We start from the raw sequence: 16,815 nt of genomic DNA, 5'->3' as shown, positions 1-16,815 counted from the left end.
TATTAACATAAAAAAAAGCCCAGCATAATGCCAGGCTTTACCAATTTATTTATTCTACAAATAATCTGTTTGCTTCAGCATCCGATGCAACATCACAGCAGCTTGTGCACGAGTGGCATTACCCTGAGGTTGGAACTCACTTGTGGTCATTCCCAAAATAATCCCCGATTGCACAGCTTTAGCTACGAATTCTGCACTTTGATTCTGAATTTTGGACTTATCCTTGAAGCGAGCCAGCGTTGAAGCAGAAGTGCCGCTTAATGTAATAGGATGTTTGGTATATTCCATTGCCCGAATCATCATGATTGCCATCTGCTCACGAGTGATATTATCATTAGGCCGGAAGGAGCCATCCGTGTTGCCAGTAATAATACCAGCCTTAGCTGCTGCACCAATATAGTCTCCCGTTTGTGTGGAAGGCTGCACATCACGGAAGCGCTGTGCGGTCTCGCGATCGCCTAGCAAACCAAGTCCCCGGCTAAGCATTACTGCAAACTCTGCACGGGTAATCTTTTTTTCTGGACCAAATGTAGTCCCGTAACTGCTATCGATGATAGTCTTTGCACTAAGCTCAGCTACGATTGAATTACTCCAATGTCTACTCATATCTGAAAAGGCCCGGGTTGATATAAAGGTTCCTAACACCTGATTACCCTCCGTACGAGCACGAATAATCGTATAGCTACCTACCGTACTTACTTTTGTTGGCAGATAGGCTGCATCGTAATAGGAAAGATCCAGTCTAGCAGCAGATGTCTGCGCATTGTTCAATGAAGAAGTTGTACGCACAGTGTATTCTCCAGGTACAGATAATGCCTTAGCATTAGAATAATTGCTGCTTACTATCGCAGTCACCCGGACATCCATAAGACTAGTAACGCTTTGCATCCCCATAGTTTTTAGCTTTTGCTCAAATGGGGAGAACGTACCTGCCGGAACCTTTTCTAAGCGGAACACCAGTGAGATATTTTTACTGTCTGCAATCAAGCTAGTCGCTAATCCGTTCATATCGATATCGTCTAGTCCTACGCTATATAAGTGATCGCCATAACGTATCATAAATTTTGTGGTTTTACTGCGATTTACAGCATCAAGCAAAGGCTTTAAAGGAACAGTCACATAGGCCGATTGTTCTGTAGCAGGCACCTCAAAAGCTAATGTATCACTACTTGCCTTATACAGATATTCATAACTGGCCGTCAGGCGATCTGTGTTTAAGGTATATCTTTTTACAGATTGATTGTATAACGAACGGTCATCCACGATTTGTGAAGAGTCACTCTTCAGCAGCGCGTATTCTTTTCCAAACTCACTTGTTGCAAGCGTCCCTAGATAGGATGGACGATTTCCCGTTCCGGTGCTCACGCCGGTTAGGTTCTTAACAGAGAGAGAAGAGAATGAGGACAGTACATTACCGTTCAGATCCTTGATCGTACCTGAACCTGACATATAGGACAAATCGATAGTTTGCCCGGTCTTTACTACTGAGGATGTTGTTATTTTCAAAATATCCCCTGACAAAGTGTAGTTTTGTACACCCATACTGCTTCCATCTGCTCTAACTCCGAACTGATTAGCATAGAGGGAACCAGATGCCTGCATGTTTTTACTGAATGTAACCGTAAGCTCGTCGCCATTGATGGTGGCAGAACTAATCTCAGGTATGCTAGTGCCGCTATTTTCCGAGATGGACACAGGCTGCAGGTTAATATAAGCTGCACGGTTTCCATTTAAATCGCTTATTCCGGTAGTCCCCGGAACATAGGATAACGTAACATTCTGATTCACCGTCAAAGCACTCTGGAGCGTTAGCGTGACCTGTGAGCCACTGACGGATACATTCGTAACATAGTTAGGAGTGCTGCCAACAAGCACAGAGAACTGGCTGTTCATCGGGAGGTTTGTCGTTGACAAGCCTTCATTGTAATTCAGAAGGATTTTATTGCCACCTCCGGTTGCACTTTGGAACACGGGTGGAATTGTATCGTTGCTGTTGCGAATGTAGAAATCTGTGAAATCCGCAATATTTTGTCCAAAAGAATTCTGCAAAGGATAAGAGCCTGCATAATAGGAGACACGAACGGTCTGGCCATTAGAAGCATCGCTATTTAACCCTAAATATACAGTGTTCCCGCTGGAGCTTATGGAGTTGACCCCTAGAGATCCCCCATCTGAAGTCACTAGAAACTGACTATGTGCGTAAGTGGAAACTGCCTTTAAAGAGTCATTGAAATTCAACGCTACAGTTCTACCTGTGATCCGTCCATCTTTGGGTGTAGGCATGGAGGACTCGATAGTGTTAGTAACCTGCTTTGAGCTAAAGGTGCTGGCTGCATTTCCGCTTGGATCTTGAATGGTCCGCAGACCACCTGTATAGCTAACCTTCACGTTCTGTCCAACCGCTACCCCTGTACTGAGTACCACATAGGCGCTGTCTCCCTGGATATAGACACTTTCAATTGTACGATTCTCATCATTCACCGTAGCACCAAAGCTGGAGATCAACAGTGCAATGGAAGAGTTAAGACTCTCATTGTATTTTAAACGAATGGTCCGATTGTTCTCGAGTGATGCAGATGTGAGCTGTGGAGCTGTTTTGTCCTGAGACAAGGTCCGGAAGCTCCATGAATTTTTGCCGCTTAGTCCATCATAGATAACATTAGCATCAATAGCGTCTACAAAAGCCCCTTTAGCAATATCAATATAATAGGTTGAGTCGCTATCTAAAGCTGTTTTAGGCGTAATTACATATTCGTTTGCTGCAGTTGTACTCCGGTTAACAGTAACCGGAACCTGTGCGCCACCACTTTTATAAAGCGCTATACCATTTTCCACGGCACTGTTATAATTCACATTACGATTGAATGTGACAGAAAATGATCTGTTGTTAGCTATGGATTCACTCCGGTCAGCTGGGTTTAGCGCGCTGACATTAAGTCCTGTCAAAGAAGCCGTTGTAAATGTCCAGGTATACGCACCCGAAGCTGGAAATACATTTCCGTCTTGATCATAAAAAGCTCCCTGCGGTATCGTCACCGTATACTGCGTACTGTTTAGCAAGGGTGATGCTGCTGATGCTGGAAGTAATGTTATAGTTCTGCTGCTTCCTCCTGTAACGGCTGGGGAGTTTACATTAAGCCATCTCGTTCTAGCATCGTTAGCTGCACCTGGAGATACTGTTATGGTTCCAGCTGCAGGCATCATAGGACGATCAAATGTAAGCTGTAGGGCTCCAGTGGTAGATACCCCACCTGATCCGTTTACCGGTGCAGGAGTCACTGGAATCTCTGCCACACCTTTAGTAGAGAAGCTCCACACATCACCGCTTGAAATTCCGGAATACGTTCGATTATCAACATCCTTAAAAGCATAAGAATCTATAAGAACATAATAGTTACTTCCGGAGGCCAATGTTTTATCCAATGTTAGTTTAACTGTAGTAGAGTTAGCATCAGTCTGAACGTTGACTCTAGTATCATCATCCTTAATTTTGAACTCTTGTACGGTTGCATTATCTGCAGACGACAAAATTCGAATGGAACCTCCACCTTTTATCAGGTTTTTATTTAAGGTTAGGCTTAGCTCCTTAAGGGCTCCTGCATCCACTCTTGTATTATTAGCAGGTGAAAAGTTGCCTGCCGTAATGGCTGTATTACTCTCAGGCGCAGTGGTAAATGCCCATGAAGTAACACCTGACTCATTACCATCATTATCCTTGAACAACCCCTTAGGGATTGTCACTGTATAAGTCTTGTTTGAAGTAAACTGTTGATTTAGCTTAAGCTCGTAATCTTTTGAACTACCAATTAGACCATAACTACCAATAGGAATCGTTAAAAAAGGTGAGCTATCACCCTGACCCGTGATGGTAATTTCACCTGACTGCGGGTTTACTTGACGATCAAAGCTCAGTCTAAGAGATGATCCGATATTTACATAACTTGCTCCAGGCGCTGGCGAGACTGTTATACCAAACTCTGATGCAGCGTACACTGCTGAATTCCCTATTCCAATAGCAGGATAACCCGAACCAAGTACTAACTCTCCCGCTAGAATAAGTGCCGTCCATATTGAAATTTTTCTTTTCATTCCGTGATAGACTCCTCTCAAGCCATACTATCGTCTTTATGTATATTCTTATATTTCGGCTAAAAGGCTGGCAAAGTTTAGTAGTCTACTTCTCTATGGTTAGATTCACTAGCCTTGCTCGTTTTCGCACGCAAAATAACCCGCAGAGCTGACACCATGGCCAACTTGCGGGTTAACATATTATAAGACCGTATGATGAATTACAACCCTGCTAGATCTCTTAGCAATTCTGCTTTATCTACGCGTTCCCATGGAAGATCAACATCAGTACGTCCGAAATGACCGTAAGCTGCAGTTTGTCTGTAAATCGGTTTACGCAAATCAAGCATAGAAATGATGCCCGCAGGGCGAAGATCAAAGTTGTTGCTGATCAGTTGAACCATTTTCTCTTCACTGATTTTACCTGTTCCGTATGTATCCACATTTATCGAGACAGGAGTAGCTACACCGATGGCATAGGCAAGTTGGATCTCACATTTGTCGGCCAAACCAGCAGCTACAAGATTCTTAGCTACATATCGAGCCGCGTAAGCCGCAGAACGGTCCACTTTAGTTGGATCCTTACCTGAGAATGCTCCGCCGCCATGACGAGCATATCCGCCGTATGTATCGACGATAATCTTACGGCCAGTTAGACCAGCATCCCCTTGAGGACCCCCAATAACAAAACGTCCGGTTGGGTTAATAAAGTATTTGGTTTCTGCATCAAGCAGTTCCGCAGGAACAACAGGCAAAATAACATGTTCTTTAATATCCGCCTGAATTTGTTCAAGAGAAATTTCCTCTGCATGTTGTGTAGATACTACGATAGCGTCTACGCGTACAGGTTTTTCATCTTGATACTCAATCGTAACTTGTGTTTTGCCGTCTGGACGAAGATAGTCCAAGGTTCCATTTTTACGAACTTCAGATAAACGACGTGCAATACGATGTGATAAAGCAATCGGCAGTGGCATCAGTTCAGGTGTCTCGTTCGTAGCAAACCCAAACATGAGTCCTTGATCGCCTGCACCAATATTAGCTGTTTCTTCAGCTACTTGAGCAGGATCCCGGTGTTCTAAAGCAGAGTTAACACCTTGGGCAATATCAGCGGACTGCTCGTTAAGAGAACTCAACACAGCACATGTATTATAGTCGAAACCATACTTTGCACGTGTGTATCCAATTTCTTTGATGGTATTGCGTACGATGGCAGGAATATCAACATACTCTGATTTGGTGCTGATTTCCCCGATCACCAGTACAAGACCTGTTGCTACTGCTACTTCGCAGGCTACACGTGCATTAGGATCATTAACTAAAAATGCATCCAATACTGCGTCGGAAATCTGGTCACAGATTTTATCCGGATGCCCTTCCGTAACGGACTCAGAAGTAAACAAATGACGCCCTTTAATAGACAAGTATAACAACCTCCCATATGGTTAGTCTGACACTGTATAAGGGATTCCTTAATGATAACAGGCCAAATAATAAAACTAAATAATATAAATAATTCAGGTTTGCCTGATTTCTTTTTATGAAGGATTTTCGCAAAATTTAATGCCTGCATTCACTAAACTCTTCAAAAAATGAACCTTTTCCATATGGAAAAGGTCTAAGGCTTTCCTCAAAAGTCATATTATCTTATTTAGGGGGTGGTGTCAATTAAACACAGAGCCCCCCGTGAGAGTATGAATATTGATTTCACGCTATAAAAAAGCAATATCAGATAAGGAATAAGGGTATCCTAACCCCTGATATTATTGAAAAAGAGACTGTTCAGCTTGCTTAATGAGTCTCTTCGTAATTTCTCCTCCAACAGACCCATTATCCCTTGAACTCAGATGCCCAAGGTACTGACTACGGCCAGAACCACTACCTCCGACTGCTCCTAACTCAGAAGCAAACTCCGTGTCTGCCCCGCCTCCATAATGAGCCCCATATAAACCAAATTCAGCTGCAATTTCATATTGCATTTGTTTCAGCATTGTCCGACTTTCAGGTACGACTGTACGATTATTACGTGCCATGTTACAGCACCTCCTGTGAATTTGTAAGATTACAGGAATATTGTGCGTCCATCACTTAATCTTCAATCGCGCCAATGATTTGTAACTTTGGAAAACAGTTTGAAGGTATGATTACGTCTGTTTACGGGCATTATGAATATATATCATTACACATTATTTCAGGGTATATCCACCACGAACCATCACAACAAGACCAAGCGTTTGACCCTCTTGAACAGCTATTCCACGACCATCACGAGGGAAGGACAATAAGTGGTTAGATGGTGCAGCTAGTCCATTTGTAAGATCTTTACCATCTGTTAAATCTGCCACACCATTCGCATCTTGTGAAACGATTACTGCTTTACCCGCGCGAACGATAAATTCAGCGCCTGCAGAAGCAATTAAAGTTTGGCCAGGCTTCACATCAACAATCACAGATTCATTACTGCTATTTTGACCAGGTGTAGCTACTGGCGCTGTGGTTGCACTAGGCGCTGGTGTAGCAGTTGCTACCGGAGTCGTTACTGTACCACCCGAAAGTGCTTTCTGAATTTGCTGATCTACGTAGCTTTTCGTAACTACAGGATCATCGGTTGTGCCAGGCTGAGAACCAACACCTGCACCTTCAGCAGTAATGTTTAACAAAGATCCAGCCCATACACCACCAGCCAGCAATACAGCAGCGGTTGTTACTTTCCATACCGATTTCAAAGAAGTTCCTCCTCATTATTGGGGATAAAAACCTATAAAAAAAGAATAGCCTCCGAAGAGGCTATTCTGTGCTTCGGTAATCGGAGATTACTTAGCGGAGATTTCTGTTTCGCCTTTGATCTTGTTGCCATCAGCATCGAAGATTGCAGCGTCTTTCTTAACTTTAACAATGATTCTGTTAACACCGTTGGCGTTAAGATCAAGTTCTTCTTTAGCACCAGCAGCGGAATCAATGATTTTCTTGGAGAATTTAACAGACCATTTTCCTTTATCAGATCCGTATTTAATCGGAGTGATAGAAAGAATGTTTTCTGCTGTAATTTTGTTGCTAGAATTAACATCAGTGTTGATGTAGAATTCCAGGTTTGCTTTCAAGTCAGCTTCAGTTGTTTTTTCATTCAACTCTTTGGAGAATCCGAGAATCAGTTCAGTAGAACCTCCGCTGGATACTACAGCTGAATCAAATGCAGGGCTAATTCTGCTTGTCAGCTTACCTTTTTGTTGTGCAACCGTACCATCGATTACGTTACCAGCGGTATCAGTAACACCATTCACAGCAAAGACATAGTCTTTAGTTTCTGTGATGCTGGAGCTAGGGATATATACATATGCACGAGCACGGGTTGGGTTAGTAGCAGATGATACTTCTTCGCCTTTTTCGTTCAATGTTTTAATTGTAACGTAAGAAGTGCTTGGAAGACCAGCATTGTTCAATGTGTAGCTGTTTTTATCAAGAATTGTAGATGATTTCAAACCGCTAGCATCAAACAGGTCAACAGTGATCAAAGCATCACCATAAGTGTCATCACCAACAGATTTGCTATCATAGAACTTGATAGGAGCAGCGCCATTAACAACCAACAATTCTGGAGCTTTATCGTCAGTTGAAGTAGATCCGATTGTTACAGGCAATACTGCAGCAGTCAGTTCATTTGCACTGTAGGATTTATCTACGAACAATCCTGCAGGAATACGCAATGTGTAACTTCCAGCAGTTGGTACACTTACACCAGTGATAGTGAAAGTACTTCCGCTACCTTTAACAAGACTAGAATTGTGAAGTACAGTTGTAGCTTCACCAGTAGTATCATTAATCAGTTGCAGGGTGCCTTTACCTTTGTATACAACATTTTCAGAGAATTTCAGAACCAGACCTTTATTAACAGCTGTAGTTGTGTAAGTAACACCAGTTACAGTAGGAGCTACAGTGTCTTTAGTAAAGGTAATTGCTTGGCTAGCAGCTGTTCCCAAAATGTTACCCAGAGTATCTTTTACAGAAGCTCCGAATACTACAGAACCAGTGAAAGTTCCAGTTGAAGGGAAGCTAGTCAATGGGCTTTGAAGGGTGAACTTCTTGCCATTGTCAGTAGTCAACACTTGGAACGTACCTTGGCTTTCACCAACGGAGTTCAACAAGCGAACATTACCAACCAAAGAAGCACGATCAACTGTTTTGTCGAACTCAACTTCAACATACTTGTCACTTACTGGAGTTACGCTCTTGATTACTGGAGCAGCAACGTCAGAAACTACAGTTACAGTAGTTTTGATTGGGTTAGGATTAGCTACATTACCTGCAAAGTCAGTAACGTTAAGCAACGATACATCGTAAGTTTTGCCGCTATCCAATGTTCCTGCGGACAATTTGTACTCAGTGTAAGTATCATTTGTTACAGTTACAGTAGCAACTTGACCATTTACGTAAGCAACAATACCAGTAGTTTTAACTGGTTCGCTGAATTTCACGTATACATCTTTAGTAGTTGCTTTTGCAGTAGAGCTAGCAGAAGCAAGTGTTGGAGCAACTGTATCAGCAACAGTGATCAGTTGTGTGTAAGCTGGGATAGCTTCAGCAGATGTTGTTGTTACAGCATCGTTAAGAACTACAGTGTAGTTACCTTTAAGGAATTTAACTCCTGGCAGGGTAATAACAGCTTCAGTGTTGTCAGCGTTGAAGGTAACATTAGCATTAGCTACTTCGTTAACATCACTACCCACTTTAGTCACTTTTACTACGCCGTCGATAACTTTGCTGGATTCAGCCAGTGTATCAACATCGATTGAACGGTTGAACTTGATAACTACTTGTTTAGCATTTGGAGCTTCTGCGGAAACAACCTTAGGAGCTGCCAAAGTTACTTTAGTAGTGTAGTTATGATCATTGTGTTTGAACTCAATTGTTTTTTCAACGCCTGCTACAAGAGCAGTTGTCAATTCAACAGTTGTAGTAGTTTTGTCAGAGAAAGTAACAACTACTTTAGTTGGGCTCACTGCTTCAGCAGAAACGATTGTAGCTGCTTGACCCAATTGATCAACAGCATATGCTGTTTCAACTACCAAAGAACGGCTAGCGTTAGCTTTGAAGTTAGTGTCTTTAGCAACCAAACCTGCGTCGATTACTGCTTGAGCGTAACCTTTAGCCCATGCGGATGCAGAGTTATCAGTTGTAGTTGGTTGTTCCAATTTCAAAGCGCGGAACAATACAGCCGCAACTTCTTCAACTGTTACTTTACCGTTGTAATCGAAGATACCTTTAACAGTATCTTTACCTTGCATGTAGTTTACTGCAGTAACAGCTTCGATGTAAGGCACAGCCCAGTTCGATGCGTTGTAACCTTTGTCTTTGTAAGACAATTTGTTACTTACTTCAGTAAGGTCGAACAATTTAGTAACGATCTTCGCGAACTCAGCACGAGTAAGATCTTTTTCAAGGTGAGCTTGACCATCTGGGTATCCGTTGAGAATACCTTTCGCTGCCAAAGCATCAAATTTTTGTTGCGGAGTTGTTGCTGCGTCACCAAACGCTACAGAGGCAAACATCGAGAATGCCATTGCTGTAGATAATGCTACGGATAAAATTTTCTTCATAACCTTTTTTTCTCCTCCTTGGACGTTCATAAACTGAGATTTTTCTTTAGTTGAGTAGCTCATGTCACTCATTAGCCGATGCACCCCCTTTCCCGAGTTGAGCAAATTAAGTATAAATAATGTCTGTGACGGGTATCACAGAAACTGGTAAACGATTTTAGGACATGACAATACTAGATTCCTAATTATACCTAAGTATTATACAATGTGCCTCAAGTCACGTAAAGCTAATTTTTCCATTTTGTTAAATTGGCTTTACCAGCGGTTAATTTCAGCCTCTGTGTAAATGACTCTACACCTTAAACGCAGAAGATTTGAAAAAGTTGCGGTTTCTCAAAAAAAATCTTCTTTTTTATATTTTCCGGTGTGATCCCATTAGAAGATACATATGTATGTTCTACTAACTATTGTTAATCATGGGTGCCTACGGAAAACAGTATATCATAGTCGCTTTCTAAACGTCATTATGCAATATTTACTAAGAATCATTAACACTTGTACTATTAATTTAAACATTCCTACAAAAAACAAAAAAAGCGCCGTTGCCGACGCTTGCTTCTATTACATTGTTTCTAACGAATCTTCATAGATAATTGGATCAATTCCTGACGCTTCTCAGGACTCGAGTTCACATTGTCATACATTGCATCAATAGCTGCGCGGTTCTCGCGGTAGCTCTTCTCATGCTTGATTGTAGTATGAGACCATTCGATCAGAGCATTCTCAGTAACAACAAGCTCGTTGTATGAATCGTGGAATCCTGTTGCTTGCACCAGTTCTTCCATGACCTCTTGAGTGATCTCCTGTAGTGCCCGTTTAGCTGCAATTTCCTTCTCCAACACTTTTGCTCTATTCTCAAACATATTCTTGGCTTTCATGTAATCCAACTGTGCTTTTGATAAAATCGGTTTCATCGATGGCTTTCACCTTTCAGAAAATAATATTTTCTACATTATTGTATCGTAAATCGGTGCAGATTACAAAATTTATGTCGCTGGTAATTGTTATCTTTACATCAAAACTCCGACCTACGAATACTTTTCGCAAGCCGGAGCACTTTTTTTATTCTTTAGTTAAAGTTCTTAGGGAAGATGCTTGTACTCTTCTGTAAGAGTGCCACAGTAATCTTACCGGCCTCTGCTCTAGTCAACTTACCCTTCGGGTTAAAGTTATAGACGGGCTTCTTTTGGCCTGTAACGGTCACAGCGCTTCCTTCCATAATCTTAGCTTTAGATATAGCTTCAATTGCAGGACGTGAGTAGAAATCCATGTTACTTGTATCAACAAATGATTTGCTTAAGCTTGCCAGCAGTTTACTGTCATTCAAAGACATCTTGAGTTTCAACGCCCTAGCTATCATTACTGCGGCTTGTTCACGTGTTAAGGCTTGATCAGGCCCAAAGAAGCCATCACTGAGGCCTGTAACAATACCTGCCCTAGCAGCTGTCTCAATGTGTTTGAAATCCCATGTGGCCGCGACGGCTTCTGGCACAATATCAAAGAAGGTTTGTTTATTAGCATCATAGTTCAAAGGAATACTTAATGATTTCACCAACAATGTAGCGAATTCACCACGAGTGGTCAAATCATCGGCTCCGAATGCATCTGCTCGAAGATTAGTCATAAATCCTTTGGAATACAATCCATTCATTATATTTCTGCCCCATGGATGATTCGTAATATCAACAAAACCACGGCGCAGCTTCATAACAGTGTAATAACCAAATTCATCGAATGGAACGGTGATGGTATGTTTTTTCGTATCTACGACCCCGCCTAAGTTCTCCCACTTGCCTGAATCTGTATATCGGAATACTGTAATAGTCGATCCCACTTCATCCACAATGCTGGAGTTGAAAGTAAGCGTCAATTCACCACGTTGGGAAGGTACGATTTTTCTCGTTTGACTATACTGTGTAAAGTATCCAGTCTTTCCACTGGCATCCACGAAATGCGGGGTAACCCCGTTGGTCTCAAGATTAACGCCATCATTTCCTAGACCACCACTAAGCCAATAGATATCCGATACTCTCGAAAAGTTATTAGTAGAAACGGTTGATGTAAAGCGTAGAGCAAGATCCTGTGGAATCACAAGCTGCCCGCCCCCGCCTTCGGTTCTGTCGTCACTACCCGTTACGTTGATAATGTTCCCGTAATCATTCTTACGTTCAACAACGCCATCAGCGGGATCCGCGATACCAAACAACAGTTTTGTATTAGGATAATATTTTGCAGCACCAGAGCTAGTATATCCCTTCATAATCGTACCTTTAGGGAAGTTCAATTCCAAGGTTTTATTAAAGACACTATACTTCGTAGCTACCTTCTCCGCCATATATTGTGTATCAATCTGCACAGCACTGGCATAATACACATTTATGGTATCGCTTATTGTGGAGTTAGCACGAACCACTTGTATCTTAATAGGATTCGATTTGTCTGCTTTTAAACCCACATAATCATAGGTGAAGCGATCTTGATTTGGCAAATCCGTACGTTTAATTGCTTCTTCTTTGCCAATTATTACTTTAGTAGCACCTTCAGCCTCAATATCAAAACGAACAAAGTTTTTGTTAACAACAATTTGCTCACCTACTGTCGCTACAGGTGACAGAAGACGATATGGAGCAACTTCCCGCACTACTTCAAGACGTTGTGTAGTTCTTGCCCCTGTTTTGTTAATAAGCTCTAGGGTATAAACTTGACTTCCTGGGGCATCAAATTTAATGTCACGTAATCTTAAAATAAAGTTTTTAGCACTGCCAATGTAGTCATAATACAAACCATTTGCAGCCACTTCATCAGGATAACGTTTAGGACCAATAGGTCCAGCGGTTTCCGTACCGTCAATTAGCAGCTTATCCTGCCCCGTCGAAGTAAACACCAGAGTAGAGCCCTGATAAAGATTCAGCGTTGTAGCACCACTACCTTGTAGTACCAAGTCGAATTTATCTTTGCTTGTTGTATATTTTTCATCCTTATATACAATCTCAGCTGGCAATGCCAGCATGGCATTACGCTCGACTTCATTAGAAAGGGTTGTAGTTGTAAATGGTAAACGATTATCCCCTAAAGTAGGATGGAATTGTTTTACCCCAGAAATGTTGGTATCAATGATGTAAATTTTAAGTTCTTTTTTGATAATACGTTGGTTACCAGCATTATCTCTTGAGACTCCAGTAAACACGATTTTATTCTCACCGTATACCAGGGGTCCCGTCTGACTGATTGTCACAGTGAAATTAAAAGTTGTTTTATTTACTGTTGAGTTTTTTTCTACTTCAAGCTTAAAAGGGTTGCTAGTTAATGAGTTACTGTCTGTGCCGTTAATTTGCACTTGTGCATTTTCTATATTTTCGAACCCGATATATTCCCCAGAAACATTAAGTTTTCTTTCTACACTGGAATCGAATTCGTAGGTCTGACCATCTTGCAGATTACTTACATATATATAGTTTTTCGATACATATGAAATATCAGCATTATAGAAGGATTCTGATCCTTTATAACGGAATTGCACCTTTTGTTGACCATTAGAGAACCCTGATATTTTATAAATATATTCATTTGTTCCTGTGCCTGCAGTTACATAAACTATGGATAGTGGTTTGTTACTCAATGGCAAATAGTTTGCAGTTATATCTTCTGGGGTTGTTGATCTATTTGTCTTCGCCATTATATAGAAACTATCCGTCTCTAACTGTTGGCCATTCAAAGGCAATTTAGAGATATTGGTAAGATCACCTGAGCCTGTATATCCAGGAAGGTAGTACATTTCTGTTATAACAGTCTCATTTTTCAAAAATTTATATGAATAAAGATGAGAACTGCTGTGGCTGCCATAATCGACAGATAATTTAAAGTCATTTACACCCGCTAAGATTTCTAAATCAGCTGCAGTCTTAAATTTAACCAATTTATACGTTGGAGTAACGCCATCAGGACCAGGAATTGTTAATTCTTCTGTCACAGCACTAATCGTTACAACTTTTTCGGAACTATTACCTTTATTAAGAGTTAGCACAGCATTTGTTGCAAACGGAGCCACGTTATATGGAACTAAGATCTGTCCAGTAAAACCTGCAACATTCAAATCAGCAGTCAACGTAGGCACATTATCATTTAAGATATTATAGTCCGCATTGTCGTGGTTGATGTTCAAAGAAGCGTACGGTTGATCCTTATCAAAGAAATATACGGATCTGTCTATTGTTATTGAATCCGAAGCATTTTGAATAACAATCTTAAGCGTACTTAATCCCGGACTCAAGTTCAGCGCGGGTGTGAAAAATGTTCCGTCTTCCAATAGGGAAGTTTGTAGTGCAGTTCCTCCATTCACGGAGACACTGACTTTAGTGGCATTCGTTACTTTACCTTGAAGAGTAACTGTAGATACTGGTACGACAACTTGTGTTCCTTCATTTAAATTAAGCGCAGAAGGACCACCCAAGATTTTCAATTCTGTTACATAGGGAACTTTATCGTAAAGAACATAAAATGATTCTGAACGTTGGAGATTCCCTTGCATACCAGAAAAGGTCACCTTATTAAAACCTGTATACAAAACAAGACCAGATGCTACAAAACGGTTATCTGGGCTATTGGTATCTGTTGTTACCGCTCCCGTAGTCAGGTGAGTAGCATCTGTTACCCATTTATTAGATTGACTATCTTTTGTAAGCTGCTCCACAGTAACCTTCATCGTGGAAGATGTTACCTGAGAGTAGGTTCCTGTAATTGAAAAGGTAGGGCTACTTACTTTGTAAACACTAGAACGGTCAATAAGTCCCTCAGGATTAGGATTAGCTGTTGTTGCTACAACATCCTGTTTCAACAGAACAGTATTCCGTAATGTGAGATCATCCGGACTGAAGAAAGTCGTGGAGCTCGTGGTAGCCGCTGCCGCTATGGGCGTGTATTTACCTGGGAACATAGAAACGATCAAAGCCGCCAGCATCAGCCAAACGAACGGTCTCTTAAAGCGTTGCATGTGTTATATCTCTCCTTTGAGTATAAATTCTCGTAAACCTTCACTTTGTTCTTTATCGGTCATAGGAAGCGATATTTTTAGGGAAAACAACAAAAAACTCATCCGAAAAGGGATGAGTTTTGTTAGTTATAGAAAATATTAGAATAATACCATTAATAAATTAAGATTTGGAACCTCTTTCCGGATTAGCCTTCATACGAATTCTTAAAAAGAAATCAATCAGCGGACGTTTAGTCTTACCGATCAAACCTGTAACTTCCGCACCGATCTGCAAGAAGAAGAGCATGATGCAGATGACTACAAAGGTAACCCAGTTCGCCTCGTAAAGAGCGGCAGAGGATTGAATAACAGCTAAAACTCCGAAAAATGCAGCAATACCATAAATAATGAGCACAGTCTGACGATGACTAAAGCCTAGCTCGCGAAGGCAATGATGCAAGTGACCTTTATCTGGTGCAAAGATTGGTTTCTTCTGCAGCTTACGGCGCACGATCGCAAAGAACGTGTCCGACAACGGTACACCAATAATAAGCAAAGGTGTAATAAACGAAACCACGGCAATCTGTTTAAACCCTAGCAAAGCAAGTAAAGCTAAGCAGAAGCCTAAGAACAGCGATCCCGTATCCCCCATAAAAATCTTGGCGGGATGGAAGTTGAAGAACAAGAATCCGATTATGCTACCCAGAAGCAACAGGCATAACATTGCAACCATCGTGTTACCCATCAAGAAAGCCATTACCGCAATCGTAGCAATCGCAATCCCTGATACACCAGCAGCAAGCCCGTCCAACCCGTCAATCAGGTTAACAGCATTGGTGACACCAACAATCCAGAAAATCGTAAGCGGGATAGCAATCCAGCTTTCCAATGAAGAATACGTATTGTTAAATGGAATATTCACAAAATCTACAGTAATACCAAAACCGAAAACTACAATACATGCTGCGACAATTTGGCCCAGCAGCTTCAACTTTGCTGATAATTCAAATCGGTCATCCAACCCTCCGATAAGTACAATCAGTCCGCCGCCACACAGCAGCGCTTTGATGAAGTTGGCCTCCCGCGGAGTGAACTCATATGGAATAATCGGCAATACGGCAAGCAGACCTAACACAAACGCCAGAAAAATAGCTAATCCGCCAAGGCGGGGCATAATTTTCGTGTGCACTTTACGAGCATTCGGCACATCTGTCGCACCAATCTTAATGGCGAATTTTTTCACCAAAGGTGTGAGGCCAAGTGCGAGTCCCATGCATACGATAAATCCAGCGATGTATATGATTAACATTTGATCAGTCGACCCCCATTTCTCTACCGCATTGAATTATACGCTGTTACAAAAACAAATTCCAATCCCTTTTTTAGGCTATTCATCTGATTTTCTAGGTGAATATCGGCATTTGACTAGACTTTTGTTACTTTATCTTTCTCACGCACCACTTTTAATGCGAATTTCGGCAACGCAAGCATTCTTTTGTACCGCGTAGGCTCTTTTAATAAACGGTACAACCATTCAATTCTCATTTTTTGGAAAACTTTTGGCGCTCTCTTGCTCTTGCCAGAAATTACATCAAAGCTGCCGCCGACCCCCATCATGATCGGAACACCTAACTTGGATTTGTGTTTTGCAATCCATGGTTCCTGACTATCCGCGCCTCTGGCCACAAATAATAAGTCAGGATTGGTTTTAACAATTCCAGCAATAATTTCATCGTCCGATTCCGGACCAAAATAACCGTCATGATATCCTGCAATAATAACACGCGGATATTGCAATTGTAACCTTTCAGCGGTTTCCTGAATCACCTCAGGTGTAGAACCAAGGAGATATACCTTCCATCCATATCTTTCACCCTGTTGCATCAATTCATGTAACAGGTCAAACCCAGCTACCCGTTCGGTTACAGGCTCCTTACAATAATTAGCAGCCCATACCACACCGGTTCCATCTGGGACAACCAATTCAGCTGACTTCATTATCTCCATATAAGCTGGATCTTCCAAAGCAGCCATAACCATAATCGGATTAGCTGTAATCACTTGATGCGGGATACGGGTATGAACCGCCTCTGTCAAATAAGCAACAGTTGCTGCCATATCCACCTTGGAGACTCTAATCCCAAAAATAGGAACTGTAGGTACCGCGCTTTCTGCTTTCACTTT

Annotated in this window: 9 protein-coding genes; all 9 read right to left on the bottom strand. The window is 41.6% G+C overall.

Annotation, left to right across the window (positions count from 1 at the left end; genetic code table 11):
* Positions 1-54: 54 nt before the first annotated feature.
* Entirely contained in the window at positions 55-4,089 is a 4,035-nt protein-coding gene (locus MKY63_RS12520; RefSeq protein ID WP_076144631.1) for an Ig-like domain-containing protein, read from the bottom strand.
* A 200-nt stretch (positions 4,090-4,289) separates the two neighbouring features.
* Positions 4,290-5,492 (bottom strand): methionine adenosyltransferase, encoded by a 1,203-nt coding sequence (gene metK, locus MKY63_RS12515; protein WP_076099677.1) that lies wholly within the window; start codon positions 5,490-5,492, stop codon positions 4,290-4,292.
* A 339-nt stretch (positions 5,493-5,831) separates the two neighbouring features.
* Complete coding sequence (locus tag MKY63_RS12510) at positions 5,832-6,101, bottom strand: alpha/beta-type small acid-soluble spore protein (protein ID WP_036681516.1); 270 nt, start codon at positions 6,099-6,101, stop codon at positions 5,832-5,834.
* Positions 6,102-6,254: 153 nt separating this feature from the next.
* A complete protein-coding gene (locus MKY63_RS12505) occupies positions 6,255-6,794 on the bottom strand; it encodes a hypothetical protein (RefSeq protein ID WP_076144629.1) in 540 nt (179 codons plus the stop codon).
* Between the two features lie 87 nt (positions 6,795-6,881).
* Positions 6,882-9,734, bottom strand: coding sequence for an Ig-like domain-containing protein (locus tag MKY63_RS12500; RefSeq protein ID WP_076144627.1), 2,853 nt, complete (start codon positions 9,732-9,734; stop codon positions 6,882-6,884).
* Positions 9,735-10,234: 500 nt separating this feature from the next.
* Positions 10,235-10,576, bottom strand: a complete 342-nt coding sequence (locus MKY63_RS12495; RefSeq protein WP_036681520.1) for a hypothetical protein — start codon at positions 10,574-10,576, stop codon at positions 10,235-10,237.
* A gap of 155 nt (positions 10,577-10,731) precedes the next feature.
* Positions 10,732-14,652 (bottom strand): S-layer homology domain-containing protein, encoded by a 3,921-nt coding sequence (locus tag MKY63_RS12490; protein WP_076144626.1) that lies wholly within the window; start codon positions 14,650-14,652, stop codon positions 10,732-10,734.
* 160 nt (positions 14,653-14,812) lie between these two features.
* Positions 14,813-15,940 carry an MraY family glycosyltransferase gene (locus tag MKY63_RS12485; protein WP_036681523.1) on the bottom strand — a complete coding sequence of 376 codons (1,128 nt, stop codon included), beginning with the start codon at positions 15,938-15,940 and terminating at the stop codon, positions 14,813-14,815.
* A gap of 116 nt (positions 15,941-16,056) precedes the next feature.
* The gene (locus tag MKY63_RS12480; protein WP_036681526.1) at positions 16,057-16,812 is read right to left on the bottom strand and encodes a WecB/TagA/CpsF family glycosyltransferase; all 756 of its coding nucleotides are present in this window, start codon (positions 16,810-16,812) and stop codon (positions 16,057-16,059) included.
* Positions 16,813-16,815 lie beyond the last annotated feature (3 nt).

Source organism: Paenibacillus sp. FSL R7-0189 (assembly GCF_037969925.1).
In the GTDB taxonomy this organism is placed as follows: Bacteria; Bacillota; Bacilli; order Paenibacillales; family Paenibacillaceae; genus Paenibacillus_AQ; species Paenibacillus_AQ odorifer.
This window is presented reverse-complemented; position numbering and strand designations above follow the sequence as displayed.

What these genes read in the sequence shown, in the direction of transcription:
- MKY63_RS12520 (WP_076144631.1), bottom strand. Translation starts at nt 4,089, where the DNA reads ATGAAAAGAAAAATTTCAATATGGACGGCACTTATTCTAGCGGGAGAG.
- MKY63_RS12510 (WP_036681516.1), bottom strand. Translation starts at nt 6,101, where the DNA reads ATGGCACGTAATAATCGTACAGTCGTACCTGAAAGTCGGACAATGCTG.
- MKY63_RS12500 (WP_076144627.1), bottom strand. Translation starts at nt 9,734, where the DNA reads ATGAGTGACATGAGCTACTCAACTAAAGAAAAATCTCAGTTTATGAAC.
- MKY63_RS12495 (WP_036681520.1), bottom strand. Translation starts at nt 10,576, where the DNA reads ATGAAACCGATTTTATCAAAAGCACAGTTGGATTACATGAAAGCCAAG.
- MKY63_RS12490 (WP_076144626.1), bottom strand. Translation starts at nt 14,652, where the DNA reads ATGCAACGCTTTAAGAGACCGTTCGTTTGGCTGATGCTGGCGGCTTTG.
- MKY63_RS12485 (WP_036681523.1), bottom strand. Translation starts at nt 15,940, where the DNA reads ATGTTAATCATATACATCGCTGGATTTATCGTATGCATGGGACTCGCA.